General features: G+C 69.8%; 17 protein-coding genes. 13 read left to right on the top strand and 4 right to left on the bottom strand.

The genetic code is table 11. The features are described from left to right. Positions 1–22 precede the first annotated feature (22 nt). Positions 23–1414: an FAD-linked oxidase C-terminal domain-containing protein gene (locus RCO28_RS25055; protein WP_308943521.1), complete on the top strand. Its 1392-nt coding sequence runs from the start codon at positions 23–25 to the stop codon at positions 1412–1414. Positions 1415–1530: 116 nt separating this feature from the next. On the opposite strand, the gene RCO28_RS25050 is transcribed toward RCO28_RS25055, so the two are convergent. After that, positions 1531–2004 (bottom strand): SsgA family sporulation/cell division regulator, encoded by a 474-nt coding sequence (locus tag RCO28_RS25050; protein ID WP_308943520.1) that lies wholly within the window; start codon positions 2002–2004, stop codon positions 1531–1533. Positions 2005–2241: 237 nt separating this feature from the next. On the opposite strand from RCO28_RS25050, the gene RCO28_RS25045 reads away from it, so the two are divergent. Then, positions 2242–3741, top strand: a complete 1500-nt coding sequence (locus RCO28_RS25045; protein ID WP_308943519.1) for an RDD family protein — start codon at positions 2242–2244, stop codon at positions 3739–3741. 155 nt (positions 3742–3896) lie between these two features. After that, the gene (locus tag RCO28_RS25040) at positions 3897–4577 is read left to right on the top strand and encodes an RDD family protein (RefSeq protein WP_308943518.1); all 681 of its coding nucleotides are present in this window, start codon (positions 3897–3899) and stop codon (positions 4575–4577) included. Positions 4578–4686: 109 nt separating this feature from the next. Here the strand turns inward: RCO28_RS25040 and RCO28_RS25035 are convergent, their stop codons facing one another. After that, positions 4687–4977: a hypothetical protein gene (locus tag RCO28_RS25035; protein ID WP_308943517.1), complete on the bottom strand. Its 291-nt coding sequence runs from the start codon at positions 4975–4977 to the stop codon at positions 4687–4689. A gap of 466 nt (positions 4978–5443) precedes the next feature. On the opposite strand from RCO28_RS25035, the gene RCO28_RS25030 reads away from it, so the two are divergent. Further along, positions 5444–7834, top strand: coding sequence for an immune inhibitor A domain-containing protein (locus RCO28_RS25030; protein WP_308943516.1), 2391 nt, complete (start codon positions 5444–5446; stop codon positions 7832–7834). A 183-nt stretch (positions 7835–8017) separates the two neighbouring features. After that, positions 8018–8332: a hypothetical protein gene (locus tag RCO28_RS25025; protein WP_308943515.1), complete on the top strand. Its 315-nt coding sequence runs from the start codon at positions 8018–8020 to the stop codon at positions 8330–8332. Positions 8333–8342: 10 nt separating this feature from the next. Here RCO28_RS25025 and RCO28_RS25020 read toward each other — a convergent pair whose 3' ends face one another. Together RCO28_RS25020 and RCO28_RS25015 are read right to left on the bottom strand one after the other, a co-directional pair. Further along, positions 8343–8930 carry an isochorismatase family protein gene (locus RCO28_RS25020; protein ID WP_308943514.1) on the bottom strand — a complete coding sequence of 196 codons (588 nt, stop codon included), beginning with the start codon at positions 8928–8930 and terminating at the stop codon, positions 8343–8345. Between the two features lie 84 nt (positions 8931–9014). After that, positions 9015–10349: a nicotinate phosphoribosyltransferase gene (locus RCO28_RS25015; RefSeq protein ID WP_308943625.1), complete on the bottom strand. Its 1335-nt coding sequence runs from the start codon at positions 10347–10349 to the stop codon at positions 9015–9017. Between the two features lie 183 nt (positions 10350–10532). Between RCO28_RS25015 and clpS the strand changes: the two genes are divergently transcribed. From clpS to RCO28_RS24980, 8 genes are all read left to right on the top strand, one after another. After that, positions 10533–10859, top strand: a complete 327-nt coding sequence (gene clpS / locus RCO28_RS25010) for an ATP-dependent Clp protease adapter ClpS (RefSeq protein WP_308943513.1) — start codon at positions 10533–10535, stop codon at positions 10857–10859. Further along, positions 10859–11452, top strand: a complete 594-nt coding sequence (locus tag RCO28_RS25005; RefSeq protein WP_308943512.1) for a DUF2017 domain-containing protein — start codon at positions 10859–10861, stop codon at positions 11450–11452. Before clpS ends, RCO28_RS25005 begins: the two co-directional genes overlap by 1 nt. Positions 11453–11953: 501 nt before the next feature. Further along, positions 11954–13486, top strand: coding sequence for an alanine/glycine:cation symporter family protein (locus RCO28_RS25000; RefSeq protein ID WP_308943511.1), 1533 nt, complete (start codon positions 11954–11956; stop codon positions 13484–13486). A gap of 393 nt (positions 13487–13879) precedes the next feature. Further along, positions 13880–15349 carry an amino acid permease gene (locus tag RCO28_RS24995; RefSeq protein ID WP_308943510.1) on the top strand — a complete coding sequence of 490 codons (1470 nt, stop codon included), beginning with the start codon at positions 13880–13882 and terminating at the stop codon, positions 15347–15349. Positions 15350–15480: 131 nt separating this feature from the next. After that, complete coding sequence (locus tag RCO28_RS24990) at positions 15481–15903, top strand: M67 family metallopeptidase (protein ID WP_282537156.1); 423 nt, start codon at positions 15481–15483, stop codon at positions 15901–15903. 174 nt (positions 15904–16077) lie between these two features. Continuing rightward, the gene (locus tag RCO28_RS39410; RefSeq protein WP_349017200.1) at positions 16078–16179 is read left to right on the top strand and encodes a putative leader peptide; all 102 of its coding nucleotides are present in this window, start codon (positions 16078–16080) and stop codon (positions 16177–16179) included. 111 nt (positions 16180–16290) lie between these two features. Further along, positions 16291–16569, top strand: a complete 279-nt coding sequence (locus tag RCO28_RS24985) for a MoaD/ThiS family protein (RefSeq protein WP_308943509.1) — start codon at positions 16291–16293, stop codon at positions 16567–16569. Continuing rightward, on the top strand, positions 16569–17519 hold the full coding sequence (locus tag RCO28_RS24980; RefSeq protein ID WP_308943508.1) for a cysteine synthase: 951 nt from the start codon (positions 16569–16571) through the stop codon (positions 17517–17519). Before RCO28_RS24985 ends, RCO28_RS24980 begins: the two co-directional genes overlap by 1 nt. Positions 17520–17568 lie beyond the last annotated feature (49 nt).

Genomic DNA, 17568 nt, shown 5'->3' with positions numbered 1-17568 from the left:
CCCCCGGTGCGACCCTTGGATCATGAACGGTGCCTCCGAGAGCAACCCCGGTCACCTCGTCGCCCAACTGCGCGAGGGCCTGCCCGCCGAAGCCGTCCTCACCGACCCGGACATCACCGCCGCCTACGCCAACGACATGGCCAGCTTCTGCGAGGCGGGCGCCCCCGCCGTCGTCGTACTGCCGCGCACCGTCGAACAGGTGCAGCACGTCATGCGCACCGCGACCGCGCTGCGCGTCCCCGTCGTCCCGCAGGGCGCCCGCACCGGCCTCTCCGGCGCCGCCAACGCCTCCGACGGCTGCATCGTGCTCTCGCTGACCAGGATGGACGCCATCCTGGAGATCAACCCGGTCGACCGGATCGCCGTCGTCGAGCCGGGCGTCGTCAACGCCGCGCTCTCCCGCGCGGTCAACGAACACGGCCTCTACTACCCGCCGGATCCCAGCAGTTGGGAGCAGTGCACCATCGGCGGCAACATCGGCACGGCCTCCGGCGGCCTGTGCTGCGTCAAGTACGGGGTCACCGCCGAGTACGTCCTCGGGCTCGACGTCGTCCTCGCCGACGGCCGCCTGCTGCAGACCGGGCGCCGCACCGCCAAGGGCGTCGCAGGGTACGACCTCACCCGCCTCTTCGTCGGCTCCGAGGGCAGCCTCGGCGTCGTCGTCCGCGCCGTGCTCGCCCTGAAGCCCGAACCGCCGCTGCAGCTCGCGCTCGCCGCCGAGTTCGGTTCAGCGGCCGACGCCTGCGCGGCCGTATGCAAGATCATGGAGGGGGGTCATGTCCCCTCGCTCCTCGAACTGATGGACCGTACGACCATCAGGGCCGTCAACGACATGGCGCAGATGGGCCTGCCGGAGACCACCGAGGCGCTGCTCCTGGCCGCCTTCGACACCGCGGACCCGGCCGCCGACCTGGCCGCCGTCGGCGAGCTGTGCGCCGCTGCCGGAGCCACCGAGGTGGTGCCCGCCGACACCCACGCCGAGTCCGAACTCCTGCTCCAGGCGCGGCGGTTGTCGCTCACCGCGCTGGAGGCCGTCAAGGGCACCACGATGATCGACGACGTCTGCGTGCCCCGCTCCCGCCTCGCCGACATGCTGGAGGGCACGGCCCGTATCGCCGAGAAGTACGACCTGACCATCGGCGTCTGCGCGCACGCGGGCGACGGCAACACGCACCCCACGGTCTGCTTCGACGCCCAGGACCCGGACGAGTCCCGGCGCGCCCGCGAGTCCTTCGACGAGATCATGGCCCTCGGCCTGGAGCTCGGCGGCACGATCACCGGCGAGCACGGCGTGGGCGTCCTCAAGAAGGAGTGGCTGGCGCGCGAGATCGGCCCCGTGGGCGTCGAGCTGCAGCGCGGCATCAAGCAGACCTTCGACCCGCTCGGCCTGCTCAACCCCGGCAAGCTGTTCTGATCCCGGGGGCCCCACGGGCCCCCGGGGCTGTTCCGGCACCCCGGTCGGGGGCTGTTCCGGCTTCGCGCCCGGCTTCCCGGTCGGGGGCTGTTCCGGCTTCCCGCCCGGCACCCGGCTCACTCACCGTCCTTGGACTCGTCCGAGGGCCACGGGTCGCGCAGCCACAGGTCGTCCGCCGGGGTCGGCGTCAGCAGGTCGGCCAGGCCGTCGTCGATGCCGAGGTGGTCCGACTCCGAGCCGGGCGGGACCACCCGGAGCGTCCGCTCCAGCCACGCCGAGACGGCCGCCGCCGGGGCCTCCAGGAGGGCGTCGCCGTCGGGCGAGCTGAGCGCCATCAGGACGACGCTGCGGCCGTCCATCTTCGTCGGCCACGCCCGTACGTCCCCGTGGCCGCACGGCCGGAAGACGCCCTCGACGAGCAGCTCACGCGCGAAGGTCCAGTTCACCGGCTGGTCGGAGCCGACGTGGAAGGTGATGTGCACGGCGTACGGGTCGTCCGTGCGGTAGGTGAGCCGGGCCGGTACGGCGATGCTGCGCTCCGGGGACAGGACCAGCTTCAGCTCGAGTTCGCGTTCCACCATGGTGTGCATGTCGTGCCTCTCTTCCGCTTCGGGCGGGGCCGTGGAGCAGGCCCGCACGAGGAGAGAGCGCGCAGCCCGACGTTGCTTACGCGACTTTCCGAAGTTTTTTTCCGGGACTCTTCCCAGGCCCCGAATGTGCCCGGAAAGTGGACGGAACGACGGGACCTGCCCGGTGCCCCCGGGCGGTCTGATAGATGTGGGACTTCCACAACACCCTCCAGACAGATACGGGACTACGGACGGACCATGAGCGCTCCCACCCCGGCCCCCGGCGACAGCAGCCCCACGAGTGGGTACTACCCGGACCCCTCCATCCCCGGATACATCCGGTACTGGAACGGCGCCGCCTGGGTGCCCGGAACCAGTCGCCCCGCACCAGCCGAGGGTGAGCCGATGCCGGTGCCGCCCGGTGGCGCCGAGCCCGCGCCCGGCGTCGTCCCCGAGCAGCAGGTCGCCCCGGCCGAGGAGACCGGCCCGATGTTCCTCGACGCGGGGCCCGCGGCCGAGCCCGCCCTCGACGCGGCCCAGGCGTCCGACCGGCCCGAGCCCGCCTCCGCCTGGCAGGCCGACGCCTCCCGGCAGACCGGCTTCGGCGCCGAGCAGTCCCGCGTCTCCTGGGGCGGCGAGCACGAGCAGCAGGCGGCGCAGGCCGCCCACGCCGCCCACGCTGCCCAGCAACAGCCGGTCGAGGAGCCGCAGTCCGCGCACCCCGCGCCGACCCCGCGCACCGACGGCACGGTCACGATCCGCGCCCTCAAGCCGGGCCGCGCCCCGCAGGGCGAGCAGCAGCAGCCCCCCGCCGACGCGGGCCAGGGCCAGCAACCGCCCGCGGACGGCACGATGATGGTCCGCCGGGTCCGCCCCGGCCAGAACCCGCCCGGCCAGAACCCGCCCGGCCAGAACCAGCCGGGCCAGAACCCGCCCCGCCAGCCCGAGCCGGGCACGATGGCGATCCGCGCGCTGCCCGGCCAGCAGAACCCGGTGCAGCCCACGCCGCCCCAGAACGCCCCGTCCGGCTACGGCTACCCGCAGCCCGCGACCCCGCAGCAGGGCGCCCCCGGCGGGCCCGCGCCCGCCTCCGGTTACGGCTACCCGCAGCCGCAGTCCGGCGCCCCGGTCAGCTCCGGCGCGGGCGGCGGTGCCGCGTCCTGGCCGCAGCAGGTGCAGCACCTGGCGCAGGGACCCGAGGCGGAGGCCGGCCCGGTCACCCCGTTCAGGCCGGTCGCCGAGGACCCGTTCCTCGCGGCCGCCCAGGCCCAGGCCGCGGCCCGGCCCGCCGCTCTCGGCAAGCGGCTCGCGGCCCGGCTGATCGACACGGTCGTCGTGGGCGGGGTCACGGGCGCCGTCGCGTTCCCGCTGGTGAGCAGCGCGGTCGAGCACATCGACGGCAAGATCCAGGAAGCGAAGCTGTCCGGCGTGGAGACCACGGTGTGGCTGCTCGACGGCACGACGTCGCTGAACTTCGGCATCGTCCTCGCCGTACTCCTGGTCTTCGGCGCGCTGTACGAGGCGCTGCCGACGTCGAAGTGGGGCTTCACGCTCGGCAAGAAGCTGCTGAAGGTAGAGGTCCGGGACATCGAGGAGCACGTCGCCCCGACCTTCTCGGCGGCCCTGCGCCGCTGGCTGGTCTTCAGCGTCCCCGGCGTCCTGGTGATCGGCGTCCTGGGCGTGCTGTGGTGCACGTGGGACCGCCCGTGGCGGCAGTGCTGGCACGACAAGGCGGCCCGAACGTTCGTCGCCGGGTAACCACTCGTGCCCCGAAAGGGGCGCGGGGCTGTGACATTTGCGGCTCCGCCGCGGGGCGCGACCAGCCACGACGGTGCGGCAGCCGGGAGACAGCCGTCCCCCGTTCAGCCCCCCGCCGGATGCACACCGCAGGTGAGCGCTGTCGACTCGGCGGTATGACTACTCCACCGCCGCCCGGCAACGGCCCGTCCCCGGACGACGATCCGTTCAGCAAGCCGCAGCAGCCGCCCGCGGGCAGTGGTGGTAGCTCGCCGTACGACCCGCCGCCACCCCCTCCCGGTGGCGGCGACACCGGCGGCTTCGGTCCGCCGCCGCCCGGTGGAGGCCCCCCGCCCTACGGCGGTGATCCGTACGGCGGTGGCTACGGCGGAGCCGACCCGCTCGCCGGGATGCCCCCGCTGGCCGACAGCGGGCGCCGCGTCCTCGCCCGGATCGTCGACATGCTCATCGTCGCCATCGTGGTGGCCCTGCTCTCCTGGGCGTTCGGCTGGACGAAGGTGGAGATCGACACCGAGGAGGTCGAGTACGGCACGACCTTCGGCCGATCGGTCCTCTCCGCGATCCTCTACCTGGCGTACGACACCTGGTTCACGTCCAGGACCGGGCAGACGCCGGGCAAGCAGTTGATGAAGCTGCGGACGGCGAACCTGGAGGACGGGGCGACGCCGGGCATGCAGACCTCGCTGGTGCGGGCGGCCGTGCTGTGGCTGCCGTTCGCGTTCTGCTGCTACTGCATCTGGACCGCGATCTGCGGCGGCTGGAGCTTCTTCGACAAGCCGTACAAGCAGGGCCTGCACGACAAGGCCGCGAAGACAGTGGTGGTCAGCACGGGCTGACCGAGAGCCAGGACGTACGCCGACGGGCCCGCGACGGAAGGTGTCGCGGGCCCGTCGGCGTACCGTGTGCGGGCCCGAACTCCGGTTCAGGGCAGGGGAGTCGGAAGGCTCAGCTGCGCAGGGAGTGCTCGGTCACGCGGGCCTCGGCGGCACCGGCCACCGGTCGTACGGCGACGGGCTCCGCGCCCGCCACCGGCCGCTGCGTGGCCGCCCGCACCCGGGGCGCGGCGCCCGGCATCGGCACGGTCACCGCGACGAGCAGTCCGAGCGCGAGGGCGGCGACGGCGATCACGGCGACGCCGATGCCCGAACGCGTCTGGGAGAGCAGCAGCATGGCGAGGGTCGCGAAGACCACGGTGGCGGAACCGTAGGCGAGCTGTGCGGCGGTCGGGCGGGGCATGGCGAACTCCGTCGTCCTCTGGACAGCAGATGCGGGGGTGCGGTGAACGTCTCAGAAAGAGCAAGCACGCGGTCAACTCATGCTATTCCGCTGGATTCCCGAGCGAGCAGCCAAGTAAGCGTGACCTTAGGCACGGTGGGCGGAGCGCCGAAGCATGAGGGGCGCACAGGCTCACGGCATCGTCCGCGCATCGAGACATACGCGCCCCAGGGCACCGCCCTCGTACGGCGGTTGGCGTCCGGATACCAGAACTCGCCTACCGCTTAACGCACTTGACCAGTTCAAGTCAAGGTCTGTCTTTTCGCGCGTAACTCCGGTCGAATGGCGTCACTTGTGACGCGGCACTGCGCCCGGATCCCTTTGACCCCCCATCCGCAGGCTCCGCAGGCGCGGTCGCGGGGGAGGACAGTACGAAGTGATCCAGAGGACCAGGTCCGGCAGACGCCGGACGTTTCGCGCTGCTGCCGTGGTGACGGCGCTCGCGGCGGTCGGCGCGACGGCGTCGGCGTACAGCATCGCCCAGGCCGACGACGACACGGGACGCCAGTCGAAGGCCGGAGTCGAGCGCCACGACCCGGCGCCCGGCGACGGCCGCGCGGGCCACGGCGAGCGGGACGAGCACGACCTGGAGGGCCCGTACAGCGAACGCCAGGAGCAGCAGCGTGAGGACGCGCTGAACCAGCTCATATCCGGCGAGGCCAAGGCGACCAAGCGCGGCGCCTCGAACGTGGTGAAGCTCGACGACGGCAAGTACGTGGAGCTGGGCCGGGAGAAGACCGACAAGATCTTCACGATCCTGGTCGAGTTCGGCGACAAGGTCGACGACACCACGATGTACGACCCGGACGGCCCCGAAGGCCCCGAGGAGCCGGTCAAGAAGTACGGCGGCAAGCCGGGCCCGCTGCACAACAAGATCGCCGAGCCGGACCGCGAGGACGACAACTCCACGGCCTGGCAGGCGGATTACAACCGCGAGCACTTCCAGGACCTGTACTTCTCCAAGGACCCGAAGAAGCAGTCCGTGAAGAAGTACTTCGAGAAGCAGTCCTCGGGCCGCTACTCGGTCGACGGCGAGGTCTCCGACTGGGTCAAGGTCGACTACAACGAGGCCCGTTACGGCTCCAACTACTGCGGCGACACCAACTGCGCCAACGTCTGGGACGCGGTGCGCGACGGCACCAAGCAGTGGGCCGCCGACCAGAAGGCCGCCGGGAAGACCGACGCCGAGATCAAGGCCCAGCTCGCCAAGTACGACGAGTGGGACCGCTACGACTTCGACGCCGACGGCAACTTCAACGAGGCCGACGGCTACATCGACCACTTCCAGATCGTGCACGCCGGTGAGGACGAGTCCGCGGGCGGCGGTGTCGAGGGCGAGAACGCCATCTGGGCGCACCGCTGGTACGCGTACGGCTCGGACGCGGGCAAGACCGGACCGGCCGAGAACAAGTCGGGCGGCACCGAGGTCGGCGACACCGGTATCTGGGTCGGCGACTACACGATGCAGCCGGAGAACGGCGGCCTCGGCGTCTTCGCCCACGAGTACGGCCACGACCTGGGCCTGCCCGACCTCTACGACACCTCCGGCAAGGGCGAGAACTCCACGTCCTACTGGTCGCTCATGTCCTCCGGCTCGTGGCTCGGCCGCGGCAAGGACAGCATCGGCGACCTGCCCGGCGACATGACCGCCTGGGACAAGCTGCAACTGGGCTGGCTGGACTACGACACGGCGAAGGCCGGCACGGAGTCCACGCACAAGCTGGGCTACGCCGAGTACAACACCAAGAACAAGCAGGCCCTCGTCGTCGAACTGCCCGCGAAGGCCGTCACGACCACCATCACCAAGCCGGCCGACGGCGCCAAGCAGTGGTGGAGCGGCCAGGGCGACGACCTCAAGAACACCCTGACCCGTACGGTCGACCTGACCGGCAAGTCCAAGGCGTCCCTTGACCTTTCGGGCTGGTGGGACATCGAGGCGAACTACGACTACGCCTACGCCGAGGTCTCCACGGACGGCGGCGCGAGCTACACCCCGATCGACGGCACCGCCGACGGCAAGCCGATCCCGCGCGACGGCGGCGACAAGCCCGCCCTGCACGGCTCCTCGGACGGCTACAAGAAGCTCAGCTACCCCCTGGACGCCTACGCGGGCAAGAAGATCGACCTCCGCTTCCGCTACCAGACCGACGGCGGCACGTCCCTCAAGGGCTTTGCGGCGGACGGCATTTCGGTCACGGCGGACGGCGAGAAGCTGTTCTCGGACGACGCCGAGGGCGACGACAACGGCTGGACGAAGAAGGGCTTCGACCGCATCGGCGAGTCCTTCACCAAGGACTACCCGCAGTACTACCTCGCCGAGAACCGCCAGTACGTGTCGTACGACAAGACCCTCAAGTCCGGCCCGTACAACTTCGGTTGGGCCAAGACGCGGGAGAACTGGGTCGAGCACTTCCCGTACCAGAACGGCCTGATGATCTGGCAGTGGGACACCTCGCAGGCCGACAACAACACCGGTGTGCACCCCGGCAAGGGCCTGCTCCTGCCCGTCGACGCGCACCCGAAGGCGGAGAAGTGGGGCGACGGGACGCTGATGCGCAACCGCATCCAGTCCTTCGACTCCAGCTTCAGCCGGTACCGCACGGACGCGTTCACGCTGCACAAGGACGGCGTCGCGAAGAAGATCCCCGCGCGCGCCGGAGTCTCCGTCTTCGACGACGGTCACTGGGTCTCGTACTACGACCCGGCGAACCCCACGGGAAGCGTGAAGGTAACTGACACCAACACTCGGATCGCGATCGTGAAGGAGCCGCAGAGCGGCGAGACGATCACGGTCCAGGTCGGCCCCCAGCAGAGCTGAGCCATATTTTCGCAGGTCAGATACGTATCGGCCGTGACCCTCTAGCGGGGTCACGGCCGATCGTGTTTAGGTGCGTCCAGCGAGTTCCTTATTGACGCAACGACCGACGCAACGACCGACGCAACGACCGATGCAACGACCGATGCATCGACTGACGCAACGTCTCACGGGGGTGTGATGTCGATGGCTGGAGGAGGCTTCAGCAAGCTGCCGGGAGGCAGCGTCGTAGTGGCCCTGACCCTGCCGAGCCCACTGGGCGAGCAGGGGTACGTACGGGTCCTCGTACACGCCGCGAACCGGGCGCGGGCCCTGACCAGGCTCCGCAATCTGGGGTTGCGGGCGGTGTACCTGCGGGGACAGACGGCTCCGCCGACCCCGGACGAGATCACCGCGGTGCTGCACCATCCCGACGGCCTCATATGGCGCACGGCGCCGGACGACGCCGCGGAACTGTGGCATCCGATGAGGGCGCTGTTCCGGGAGGTGCGGGCGGCTTGATGCGGCCGGGCTAAACCACCGGCTTGCCCGTCAGCTCCACGCCCGCCTCGCGCAGCTCCCCCAGCGCCCGCTCCGTACTCGCCTCGGCGACCCCCGCGGTCAGGTCAAGCAGGACCTTCGTCCGGAACCCCTCCCGAGCCGCGTCCAACGCGGTCGCCCGCACGCAGTGATCCGTAGCGATCCCGACGACGTCGACCTCGCTGACCTCCCGCGCCCGCAACCACCCCGCAAGCGACGTACCGTTCTCGTCCGCACCCTCGAACCCGCTGTACGCCGCCGTGTACGCGCCCTTGTCGAAGACCGCGTCGATCGCCCCGGAGGCGACCGCGGGGGCGAAGTTCGGGTGGAAGCCGACGCCCTCGGTGCCTGCCACGCAGTGCGCGGGCCAGCTGTGCACGAAGTCCGGGTGGTCGGAGAAGTGGTCGCCGGGGGCGATGTGGTGGTCACGGGTGGCGACCACGTGCTGGTAGCCCGCACCGGCCGCCTGGCCGATCAGATCCGTGACCGCCGCGGCGACGTCCGCACCGCCGGCGACCGCGAGGCTGCCGCCCTCGCAGAAGTCGTTCTGCACATCCACGACAATCAGGGCGCGGCGCATGATGGTGTCCTTCGGCTGGATTCTTCGGATTGCTTCGAGGGGACGGCCCTTGCATTCCCCCTCCCTGGGGGTTCATGCGGGCGCTCAGGGCGAGACGTGCTCCGTGGGGATGACCGCCTCGCCGCGCGACAGCTGTGTCGCCGACAGCGGCAGCAGATCGCGGGCCGCCTTGTGCCGGGCCCGTACCGCGTCCAGCGGTTCGCGGGCCACCACCTCACCGCCCTTGACCAGCTCGACGAGCAGCTGCCGGTCGGCGAGCTCGGCGGGGATCGGGCCGGTGCCGACGACCTCGGCCTCGGCGACGCCGTCCTCGTCGAGGCGGCGCGCGGCCCACTTGCGGCCGCCGCGCGAGGCCTTGGAGCCGAGCGACTTCTTCGCGACCGGTTCGAGCGGCGCCTTCGGATCGGCGGACCTGGCCCGCGCCACCAGCTTGTAGACCATCGAGCAGGTCGGGTGCCCGGAGCCGGTGACCAGCTGCGTGCCCACGCCGTACGCGTCCACGGGTGCGGCCCCGAGCGAGGCGATGGCGTACTCGTCCAGGTCGGAGGTGACCACGATCTTGGTGTCCGTGGCGCCGAGCTCGTCCAGCTGCTGCCGTACCCGGTGCGCGACGAGCAGCAGGTCGCCGGAGTCGATCCGGACGGCGCCGAGCTCGGGCCCGGCCACCTCGACCGCGAGACGGACCGCCTCGGTGACGTCGTACGTGTCGACGAGCAGGGTCGTGCCCCGGCCGAGCGTGTCCACCTGGGCGGTGAAGGCGTCCCGCTCGCTGTCGTGCAGCAGCGTGAAGGCGTGCGCGGAGGTGCCGACGGTCGGGATGTCGTAGCGGAATCCCGCGGCCAGGTCCGAGGTGGCCTCGAAGCCGCCGACGTACGCGGCCCTCGACGCGGCCACCGCGGCCAGCTCGTGGGTGCGGCGGGCGCCCATCTCGATCAGGCCGCGCCCGCCCGCGGCGGCGGACATCCGGGAGGCGGCCGCGGCGATCGCCGAGTCGTGGTTGAGGATCGAAAGGATCACGGTCTCCAGGAGCACGCACTCCGCGAAGGAGCCCTCGACCCGCAGGATCGGCGAGCCCGGGAAGTAGACCTCGCCCTCCGGGTAGCCCCAGATGTCGCCCTGGAAGCGGTAGTTCGCGAGCCACTCCAGGGTGGGCTCGTCCACGACCCGGCGCTCGCGCAGGAAGCGGAGCACGCCCTCGTCGAAGCGGAAGTTCTCCACGGCGTCCAGGACGCGCCCGGTGCCCGCGACGACCCCGTACCGGCGGCCCTCGGGGAGTCTGCGCGTGAACACCTCGAAGACGGAGCGCCGCTCGGCCGTGCCCGCCCTGAGGGCGGCCTGCAGCATCGTCAGCTCGTAGTGGTCCGTGAAGAGCGCCGTGGACGGCACGTCCACGGGCAGCCCAAGGTCCCCCGCGTTCATGGCGGTCGCGGTCGTGGCGTTCCTGGCGTTCATGGCGTTCATGGCCCCACCATCCCTAGCCCCACTGTTCATGGTCCGGGATGCTACCCCCATTTCGTCACTTTGACGATTTCTGGGCTTCGCATGTGACGGAGCCCCTTCGCGGCAGGGCCGTTTGTGCGGGGAGGGGGCCCAAGTGGCAGCATGGGGCAGGTGAGTGTGGCTCCTGATGTGTCTCCCGTAGAGGTCCAGCGCCCCCAATCGGCCGAGGAGGTCTCCGCTGTCGCGGAACCCGACGTCCCCTGGGTCACGATCGTCCACAACGACCCCGTGAACCTCATGAGCTACGTGACGTATGTCTTCCAGAGCTACTTCGGCTACTCGAAGGACAAGGCGCACAAACTGATGCTCGACGTTCACCACAAGGGCCGCGCCGTGGTCTCCAGCGGCACCCGCGAGGAGATGGAGCGTGACGTCCAGGCCATGCACGGCTACGGACTGTGGGCGACGATGAGTCAGGACCGCACCTGATGGCCGGCCACTTCGAACCGATCCCGGGCGGCGGCGCGGCCGTCGCGCTCGACGAGGTCGAGATCTCCATCCTGCGCTCGCTCGCCGTGCAGCTGCTCGAACTGATCGGGCCGGGCCCCGGCGGCGCCGACGGCGAGGGGGACCCGCTCGCCGACCTCTTCGCCGAGGGGCCGAGCGAACCCCCGACCGACCCGGTCCTGCAGCGCCTCTTCCCCGACGCGTACGGCGACCCGGAGTCCGTCCCGGACGACCAACTCAAGGAGTACTCCGCCGAGTTCAGGCGGTTCACCGAGAACGACCTGCGTGCGGGCAAGCGGGAGAACGCCCTCGCGATGGTGCGCTCCCTGGACGCGCTCACCGTCGGCGGCGAGAGCGGCGCCGTGCTCAAGCTGTCGGCCGACGAGTCCCGGCAGTGGCTCGGCTCGCTCAACGACCTGCGGCTCGCGCTGGCCGCCCGCCTCGACGTGATCGCCGAGGAGGACACGGACCTGCTGTACCGGCTGCCGGACACCGATCCGCGCAAGCCGATGGTGATGGCGTACCTCTGGCTCGGCGGGCTGCAGGAGACGCTCGTCGAGACGCTGATGTTCTGATCTCTCGCGTCGTGACGGCGGTTCGACATACGTGGCGTATGCACTGATCCCGTGGCGAAACGGGCGTACCCGGCCGGTTCCGGGAGGGTACGTCCCGTATCGCTGGCGGTGACACATCGATTACCGGACGCGATGTCCGAATAACGATCCCGTCACGCGTGTGCCCATCTCTGACCGGTGGGGCATTTCCCCTATTTGTCTGTGACTTGCGTCACGTAAAGATTCGGTCAAGCCGTGGTAGGAATTCGCAACTTCCTTTTCGGCCCCACCCCTGGCCGGACTGAAGAGCTGGCGCACTGCCAGTACCGCATGACGCACGTAACGCGTACGCCGCATGCCCCCGCGCATGCGTGCGGCGTGAGCACGACCTAGGCACCACCTGCTCCGGTCCGGATCAGGCACGTCCCAAGTCGCCGAACGGACAACGGCGTTCGCTCAAGCCCGCACTCCTGCTCTGCTGCCCCATCTGTCGTGCAGCAGCCCGCGCCATCGAGGTATTGCATGTCACTCGATTCCATGACCGACTCCGTCGACAAGGCTGTCAGCGGATTCTTCGAGCCCGTCGCCACCTGGCTGGGCGAGGTCGTCTTCTACTCCGTGCCGGTGGCCGGCACCGAACTGCCGCTCATCGTGGCCTGGTTGGTCGTCGCCGGACTGGTCTTCACGACCTGGTTCGGCTTCGTACAGCTACGCAAATTCAGACTCGCCGTCGACGTGGTGCGCGGGAAGTACGACGAGGCGGGGTCGGCCGGTGAGGTCAACCACTTCCAGGCGCTGACCGCGGCCGTCTCCGGCACGGTCGGCCTCGGCAACATCGCCGGTGTCGCCGTGGCCGTCAGCATCGGCGGCGCGGGCGCCACGTTCTGGATGATCCTCTGCGGTCTGCTCGGCATGGCCACCAAGTTCGTCGAGGTCACCCTCGGCGTGAAGTACCGCGAGGTGCACGCCGACGGCACCGTCTCCGGCGGCCCGATGCACTACCTGCCCAAGGGCCTCGCCGAGCGGTTCGGCAGCGGCGGCAAGGTGCTCGGCAAGGTGCTCGCCGTGCTCGCCTCGGTGATGATCCTGTTCTTCGGCCTCTTCGGCGGCAACCTCTTCCAGGTCAACCAGGGCTACGCCCAGCTGGTCTCCGTGACCGGCGGCGAGAGCGGGGCCCTCGGCTCCTCCGCGGGCGCGCTGTTCTTCGGTCTCCTCGTCGCCGCGCTCGTCGGCATCGTGCTGCTGGGCGGCATCCGCTCCATAGCCTCGGTCACCAGCCGGCTCGTCCCGGCCATGGCGGCCCTCTACATCGTGGCCTGCCTGGTCGTGATCCTGGTCAACGTCACCGCCGTACCGTCCGCCATCGCCGCCATCGTCGAGGGCGCCTTCAACCCTGAGGGCGTCGCCGGTGGTGTGATCGGCGCCCTGATCGTCGGCTTCAAGCGGGCCGCGTTCTCCAACGAGGCCGGCCTCGGCTCCGCGCCGATCGCGCACTCCGCGGTGAAGACCAAGCACCCCGCGAGCGAGGGCCTGGTCGCGCTCCTGGAGCCGTTCATCGACACGGTCATCGTGTGCACCATGACCGCCCTGACCATCGTCATCGCGAGCCCCGACAGCTGGAAGGTCGGCAACGCCGAGGCCGAGGGCGTCACCATCACCTCCGACGCCTTCGGGACCGTGCTGCCCTGGTTCCCGTACGTCCTGACCGTCGCGGTGCTGCTCTTCGCCATCTCCACGGTGCTCACCTGGGGCTACTACGGTCTCAAGGCGTGGACCTACCTCTTCGGCCGCAGCCGCGCCAGTGAGATCACCTACAAGGTGCTCTACACCGCCTTCTCCGTGGCCGGTTCGCTGCTCACCCTGCAGACGCTGATCAGCATGGCCGACGCGGTCCTGTTCATGCTGGCCGTCATCAACATCATCGGCCTCTACCTCCTGGCCCCCGTGGTCAAGCGGGAGCTCAACTCCTTCCTGGAGTACGTGAAGCGCCGCAAGGCCGGGATCGAGGAGCCGGAGCCCGAGGCCGTCGTCGAGGCCGCCGCGATGAAGCCCTGACCTGCCTGCACCCTGTACGGGCCCGCACTCACCGCTCGCGGTGGGCGCGGGCCCGTTCGCATGTCCGGCCTCTCCCGTCGCCGCGTCCAGAAGTGTTCGCTCAACGGACCCTCAAGACCGGATAACGATCTCGTTAAGCGACTGGCCGGTATTGCCGTCGCAAGGGCGCTTTGCCCCGTAATGCCTGTGGCGTCGGTCACTCTGGGGCAGCCGGAAGCCGCAGTCCGACGTGGTAAATCTTCACGATCGCTCGCGGCGCGCCACCCATGCGCCGCGAGGGCGCCCCGTCGGCCGAACGTCGACAGGCACAGCTCCAGTCACATCCGGGGGGATCGGGACCCGATCCGGGCCAGTACGACGTACGGCACGGATCGATGGAGAAAGGCGCACATCATGACCTCGGTGCAGGTCGACAAAGAGTACGACGGCAATGAGGCCGTGCAGGGCGACGAGTCGCCCGAGGGCGGCGAGGGATACCAGCGCGGGCTCGGAGCCCGGCAGATCCAGATGATCGCGATCGGCGGTGCCATCGGCACCGGCCTGTTCCTCGGTGCGGGCAAGGGCATCCACAAGGCGGGCCCGAGCCTGATCCTCGCGTACGCCATCGCGGGCCTGGTCATCTTCTTCATCATGCGGGCGCTCGGCGAGCTCCTCATGTACCGCCCGGTCGCGGGCTCCTTCTCGGAGTACGCCCGGGAGTTCATCGGCCCGTTCGCCGGCTTCGTGACCGGCTGGACGTACTGGCTCTTCTGGGTCATCACCGGCATGACCGAGGTCACCGCCGCCGCCCAGTACATGCAGTTCTGGACGAGGAACGCCGACGGCTGGCTCGATCAGCCGCAATGGGTGTTCGCCCTGGTATTCACCGTGATCCTGTTCTGCGCGAACCTGATCTCCGTGAAGCTCTTCGGTGAGCTGGAGTTCTGGTTCTCGATGATCAAGGTCACCGCGATCATCGGCATGATCCTCATCTGCGCCGGCATCCTCACCATCGGCTTCTCCGACGCCGCCGACACCGCCTCCGTCGGCATGCTGTGGAACCAGGGCGGCTTCTTCCCCAACGGCATCGGCTCCACCCTCATGACCCTGCAGATGGTCATGTTCGCCTTCCTCGCCGTTGAGCTGGTCGGCGTCACCGCGGGCGAGTCCAAGGACCCGAAGAAGGTCCTGCCGAAGGCCATCAACACCGTGCCGTGGCGCATCGCCGTCTTCTACATCGGCGCCCTGATCATGATCCTCTCGGTCGTGCCGTGGACGCACTTCCAGCCCGGCGTCAGCCCGTTCGTCGCGGCCTTCGAGAAGATGGGCCTCGGCGTCGGCGCCGCGATCGTGAACTTCGTGGTCCTCACCGCCGCGCTCTCCTCCTGCAACTCGGGCATGTACTCCACCGGCCGCATGCTGCGCCAGCTCGCCCTCAACGGCCAGGGGCCGAGGGTCTTCACCAAGCTGACCAAGAACGGCCTGCCGCTCGTCGGCACGAGCTTCTCGGCCACGCTGATGCTGCTCGGCGTCTGGATCAACTACGTGGACCCGGGCGAGGCGTTCAACTACGTCGTCTCCTTCGCCACGATCTCCGGCATGTGGGCCTGGATCATGATCCTCATCAGCCAGATCAAGTACCGCCGCAAGGCCGACCGCGGCGAACTCCCGCAGTCCAGCTTCAAGGCCCCCGGCGCCCCGTACACGAGCATGTTCGCCCTGGCCTTCATCGGCCTGGTCATCGTGCTCATGGGCATCGACAAGGACGCCCGGATCTCGCTCTACGCGGCCCCGGTCTGGGCGCTCGTCCTCGGCGTCGGCTACCTCGCCATCCAGCGCCGCAAGCGCGCGACCGCCCCGGTCCTGGAGGACAGCAAGAGCTGACCCGGCAGGACGGCCCCGGCGGCCGTCTCAGCCTTCGCCCCTGTAGCCGACTCAGTGGTCGTCTCAGCGGTCGTCTCACCAGATGGGCCGTGGATCTCGGATCCGCGGCCCATCTGCCTATCCTCATGCGCATGCTGACCATCACCCAGGCCCTGCACGACCAGATCGTCGCCCACGCGCGCGAGGACCACCCCGACGAGGCGTGCGGCGTCGTCGCCGGACCGGTCGGCGAGGGCCGGCCCGAGCGCTTCATCCCGATGCTCAACGCGGCCCGCTCGCCCACCTTCTACGAGTTCGACTCGGGCGACCTGCTGAAGCTGTACCGCGAGATGGACGACCGGGACGAGGAGCCCGTCGTCATCTACCACTCGCACACCGCCACCGAGGCCTACCCCTCCCGCACCGACATCTCGTACGCGAACGAGCCCGGCGCCCACTACGTCCTGGTCTCGACGGCCGACGCCGACGGTCTCGGCGACTTCCAGTTCCGCTCGTACCGGATCGTGGACGGCGAAGTCAGCGAGGAGGAGGTCAAGGTCGTCGAGGCGTACTGAACAGTTCTGTACGGCTTCTGTACGGCTTCTGTCGTGGTCACAGGGCTGCAGGGCCGTGCGCGGTCCCGCACGGATCCCTCGCGGTGACCGACGCTGTCCGAGTGCTGAACGAGAATCGTCCAGTATCCGAGATCACATTCCAGAACCCGGACCGGGAATCGATACGATGACCGCATGGTTTTCCACGACGTGAGTGACAAGACGCCGGGCATGCTGCTCGTGGCGCGCCTTCACGTCGACCTGTGCAGGCTCAACAGCGCCATCTGTCCACGCTGACCCCTGCCGCCGCACGGCCGCGGGCCGCGGCGCTGCCCAGCGCACCACCACCGCTCTGCGCGTACTGCCGCGCGCCCACCGACCTGACTTCCTTCGACAGGAGCCCCAGCCATGGCCATCGAGGTCCGCATCCCCACCATCCTCCGCCAGTACACCGACGGCGCGAAGACCGTCGAGGGCAGCGGAGACACTCTCGCCGAGCTCTTCACCGACCTCGAGTCCCGCCACTCGGGCATCCACGCCCGCCTGGTGGACGAGGGCCAGCTGCGCCGCTTCGTGAACGTGTACCTGAACGACGAGGACGTCCGCTTCCTGGACGGCATCTCCACCAAGCTCGCCGACGGCGACAGCATCACGATCCTCCCGGCCGTGGCCGGCGGAAGCCACTGATGCGGTACGACTCGCCCCTGGCCGCCGTCGGCAACACCCCGCTCGTACGGCTGCCGCGGCTCTCGCCCTCCGACGACGTCCGCATCTGGGCCAAGCTGGAGGACCGCAACCCGACCGGCTCGATCAAGGACCGCCCCGCGCTCCACATGATCGAACAGGCCGAGAAGAACGGCCGGTTGACGCCCGGCTGCACGATCCTGGAGCCCACCAGCGGCAACACCGGCATCTCACTCGCGATGGCGGCCAAGCTCAAGGGCTACCGCATCGTCTGCGTCATGCCCGAGAACACCTCGTCCGAGCGCCGTGAACTGCTCGCCATGTGGGGCGCGGAGATCATCTCCAGCCCCGCGGCGGGCGGCTCCAACACGGCGGTCCGCGTAGCCAAGGAGCTCTCCGCCGAGCACCCGGACTGGGTGATGCTCTACCAGTACGGCAACCCGGACAACGCGGGCGCCCACTACGCCGGTACGGGCCCCGAGATCCTCGCCGACCTGCCCTCCATCACCCACTTCGTGGCGGGCCTCGGCACCACCGGCACCCTCATGGGCGTCGGCCGCTACCTCCGCGAGCAGAAGCCGGACATCAAGATCGTGGCCGCCGAACCGCGCTACGACGACCTGGTCTACGGCCTGCGCAACCTCGACGAGGGCTTCGTCCCCGAGCTGTACGACGAGTCGGTCCTCACCACCCGGTTCTCCGTCGGCTCGCAGGACGCCGTGACCCGCACCCGTGAACTCCTGCAGCAGGAAGGCATCTTCGCGGGCGTCTCCACCGGCGCGGCCCTGCACGCGGCCATCGGCGTGGCCCGCAAGGCGCAGGCCGCGGGGGAGTCGGCCGACGTCGCGTTCGTCGTCGCCGACGGCGGCTGGAAGTACCTGTCGACCGGCATCTACACCGCCGAGTCGACGGAAGCCGCGGTCGAGGCCCTGCACGGCCAGCTGTGGGCGTGAGCACGCTCCCCGACTGACCAGCTCACTCGAACCGCTCTCTCGAACGCCG

Source organism: Streptomyces sp. LHD-70 (genome assembly GCF_031157275.1).
GTDB lineage: Bacteria > Actinomycetota > Actinomycetes > Streptomycetales > Streptomycetaceae > Streptomyces.
The sequence above is the reverse complement of the archived record's forward strand: the minus strand, read 5'-3'. Positions and strand labels throughout refer to the sequence as shown.

Excerpts from the sequence above, each read along its gene's own strand:
- RCO28_RS25015 (WP_308943625.1), bottom strand. The coding sequence starts at position 10,349 with ATGAACGCGGGGGACCTTGGGCTGCCCGTGGACGTGCCGTCCACGGCG.
- RCO28_RS25025 (WP_308943515.1), top strand. The coding sequence starts at position 8,018 with ATGGCTGGAGGAGGCTTCAGCAAGCTGCCGGGAGGCAGCGTCGTAGTG.
- RCO28_RS25000 (WP_308943511.1), top strand. The coding sequence starts at position 11,954 with ATGTCACTCGATTCCATGACCGACTCCGTCGACAAGGCTGTCAGCGGA.
- RCO28_RS25035 (WP_308943517.1), bottom strand. The coding sequence starts at position 4,977 with ATGCCCCGCCCGACCGCCGCACAGCTCGCCTACGGTTCCGCCACCGTG.
- RCO28_RS25005 (WP_308943512.1), top strand. The coding sequence starts at position 10,859 with ATGGCCGGCCACTTCGAACCGATCCCGGGCGGCGGCGCGGCCGTCGCG.
- RCO28_RS25020 (WP_308943514.1), bottom strand. The coding sequence starts at position 8,930 with ATGCGCCGCGCCCTGATTGTCGTGGATGTGCAGAACGACTTCTGCGAG.
- RCO28_RS25045 (WP_308943519.1), top strand. The coding sequence starts at position 2,242 with ATGAGCGCTCCCACCCCGGCCCCCGGCGACAGCAGCCCCACGAGTGGG.
- RCO28_RS25040 (WP_308943518.1), top strand. The coding sequence starts at position 3,897 with ATGACTACTCCACCGCCGCCCGGCAACGGCCCGTCCCCGGACGACGAT.
- RCO28_RS39410 (WP_349017200.1), top strand. The coding sequence starts at position 16,078 with ATGGTTTTCCACGACGTGAGTGACAAGACGCCGGGCATGCTGCTCGTG.
- RCO28_RS24990 (WP_282537156.1), top strand. The coding sequence starts at position 15,481 with ATGCTGACCATCACCCAGGCCCTGCACGACCAGATCGTCGCCCACGCG.
- RCO28_RS24980 (WP_308943508.1), top strand. The coding sequence starts at position 16,569 with ATGCGGTACGACTCGCCCCTGGCCGCCGTCGGCAACACCCCGCTCGTA.
- RCO28_RS25055 (WP_308943521.1), top strand. The coding sequence starts at position 23 with ATGAACGGTGCCTCCGAGAGCAACCCCGGTCACCTCGTCGCCCAACTG.
- RCO28_RS24995 (WP_308943510.1), top strand. The coding sequence starts at position 13,880 with ATGACCTCGGTGCAGGTCGACAAAGAGTACGACGGCAATGAGGCCGTG.
- RCO28_RS24985 (WP_308943509.1), top strand. The coding sequence starts at position 16,291 with ATGGCCATCGAGGTCCGCATCCCCACCATCCTCCGCCAGTACACCGAC.
- RCO28_RS25050 (WP_308943520.1), bottom strand. The coding sequence starts at position 2,004 with ATGCACACCATGGTGGAACGCGAACTCGAGCTGAAGCTGGTCCTGTCC.
- clpS (WP_308943513.1), top strand. The coding sequence starts at position 10,533 with ATGGGGCAGGTGAGTGTGGCTCCTGATGTGTCTCCCGTAGAGGTCCAG.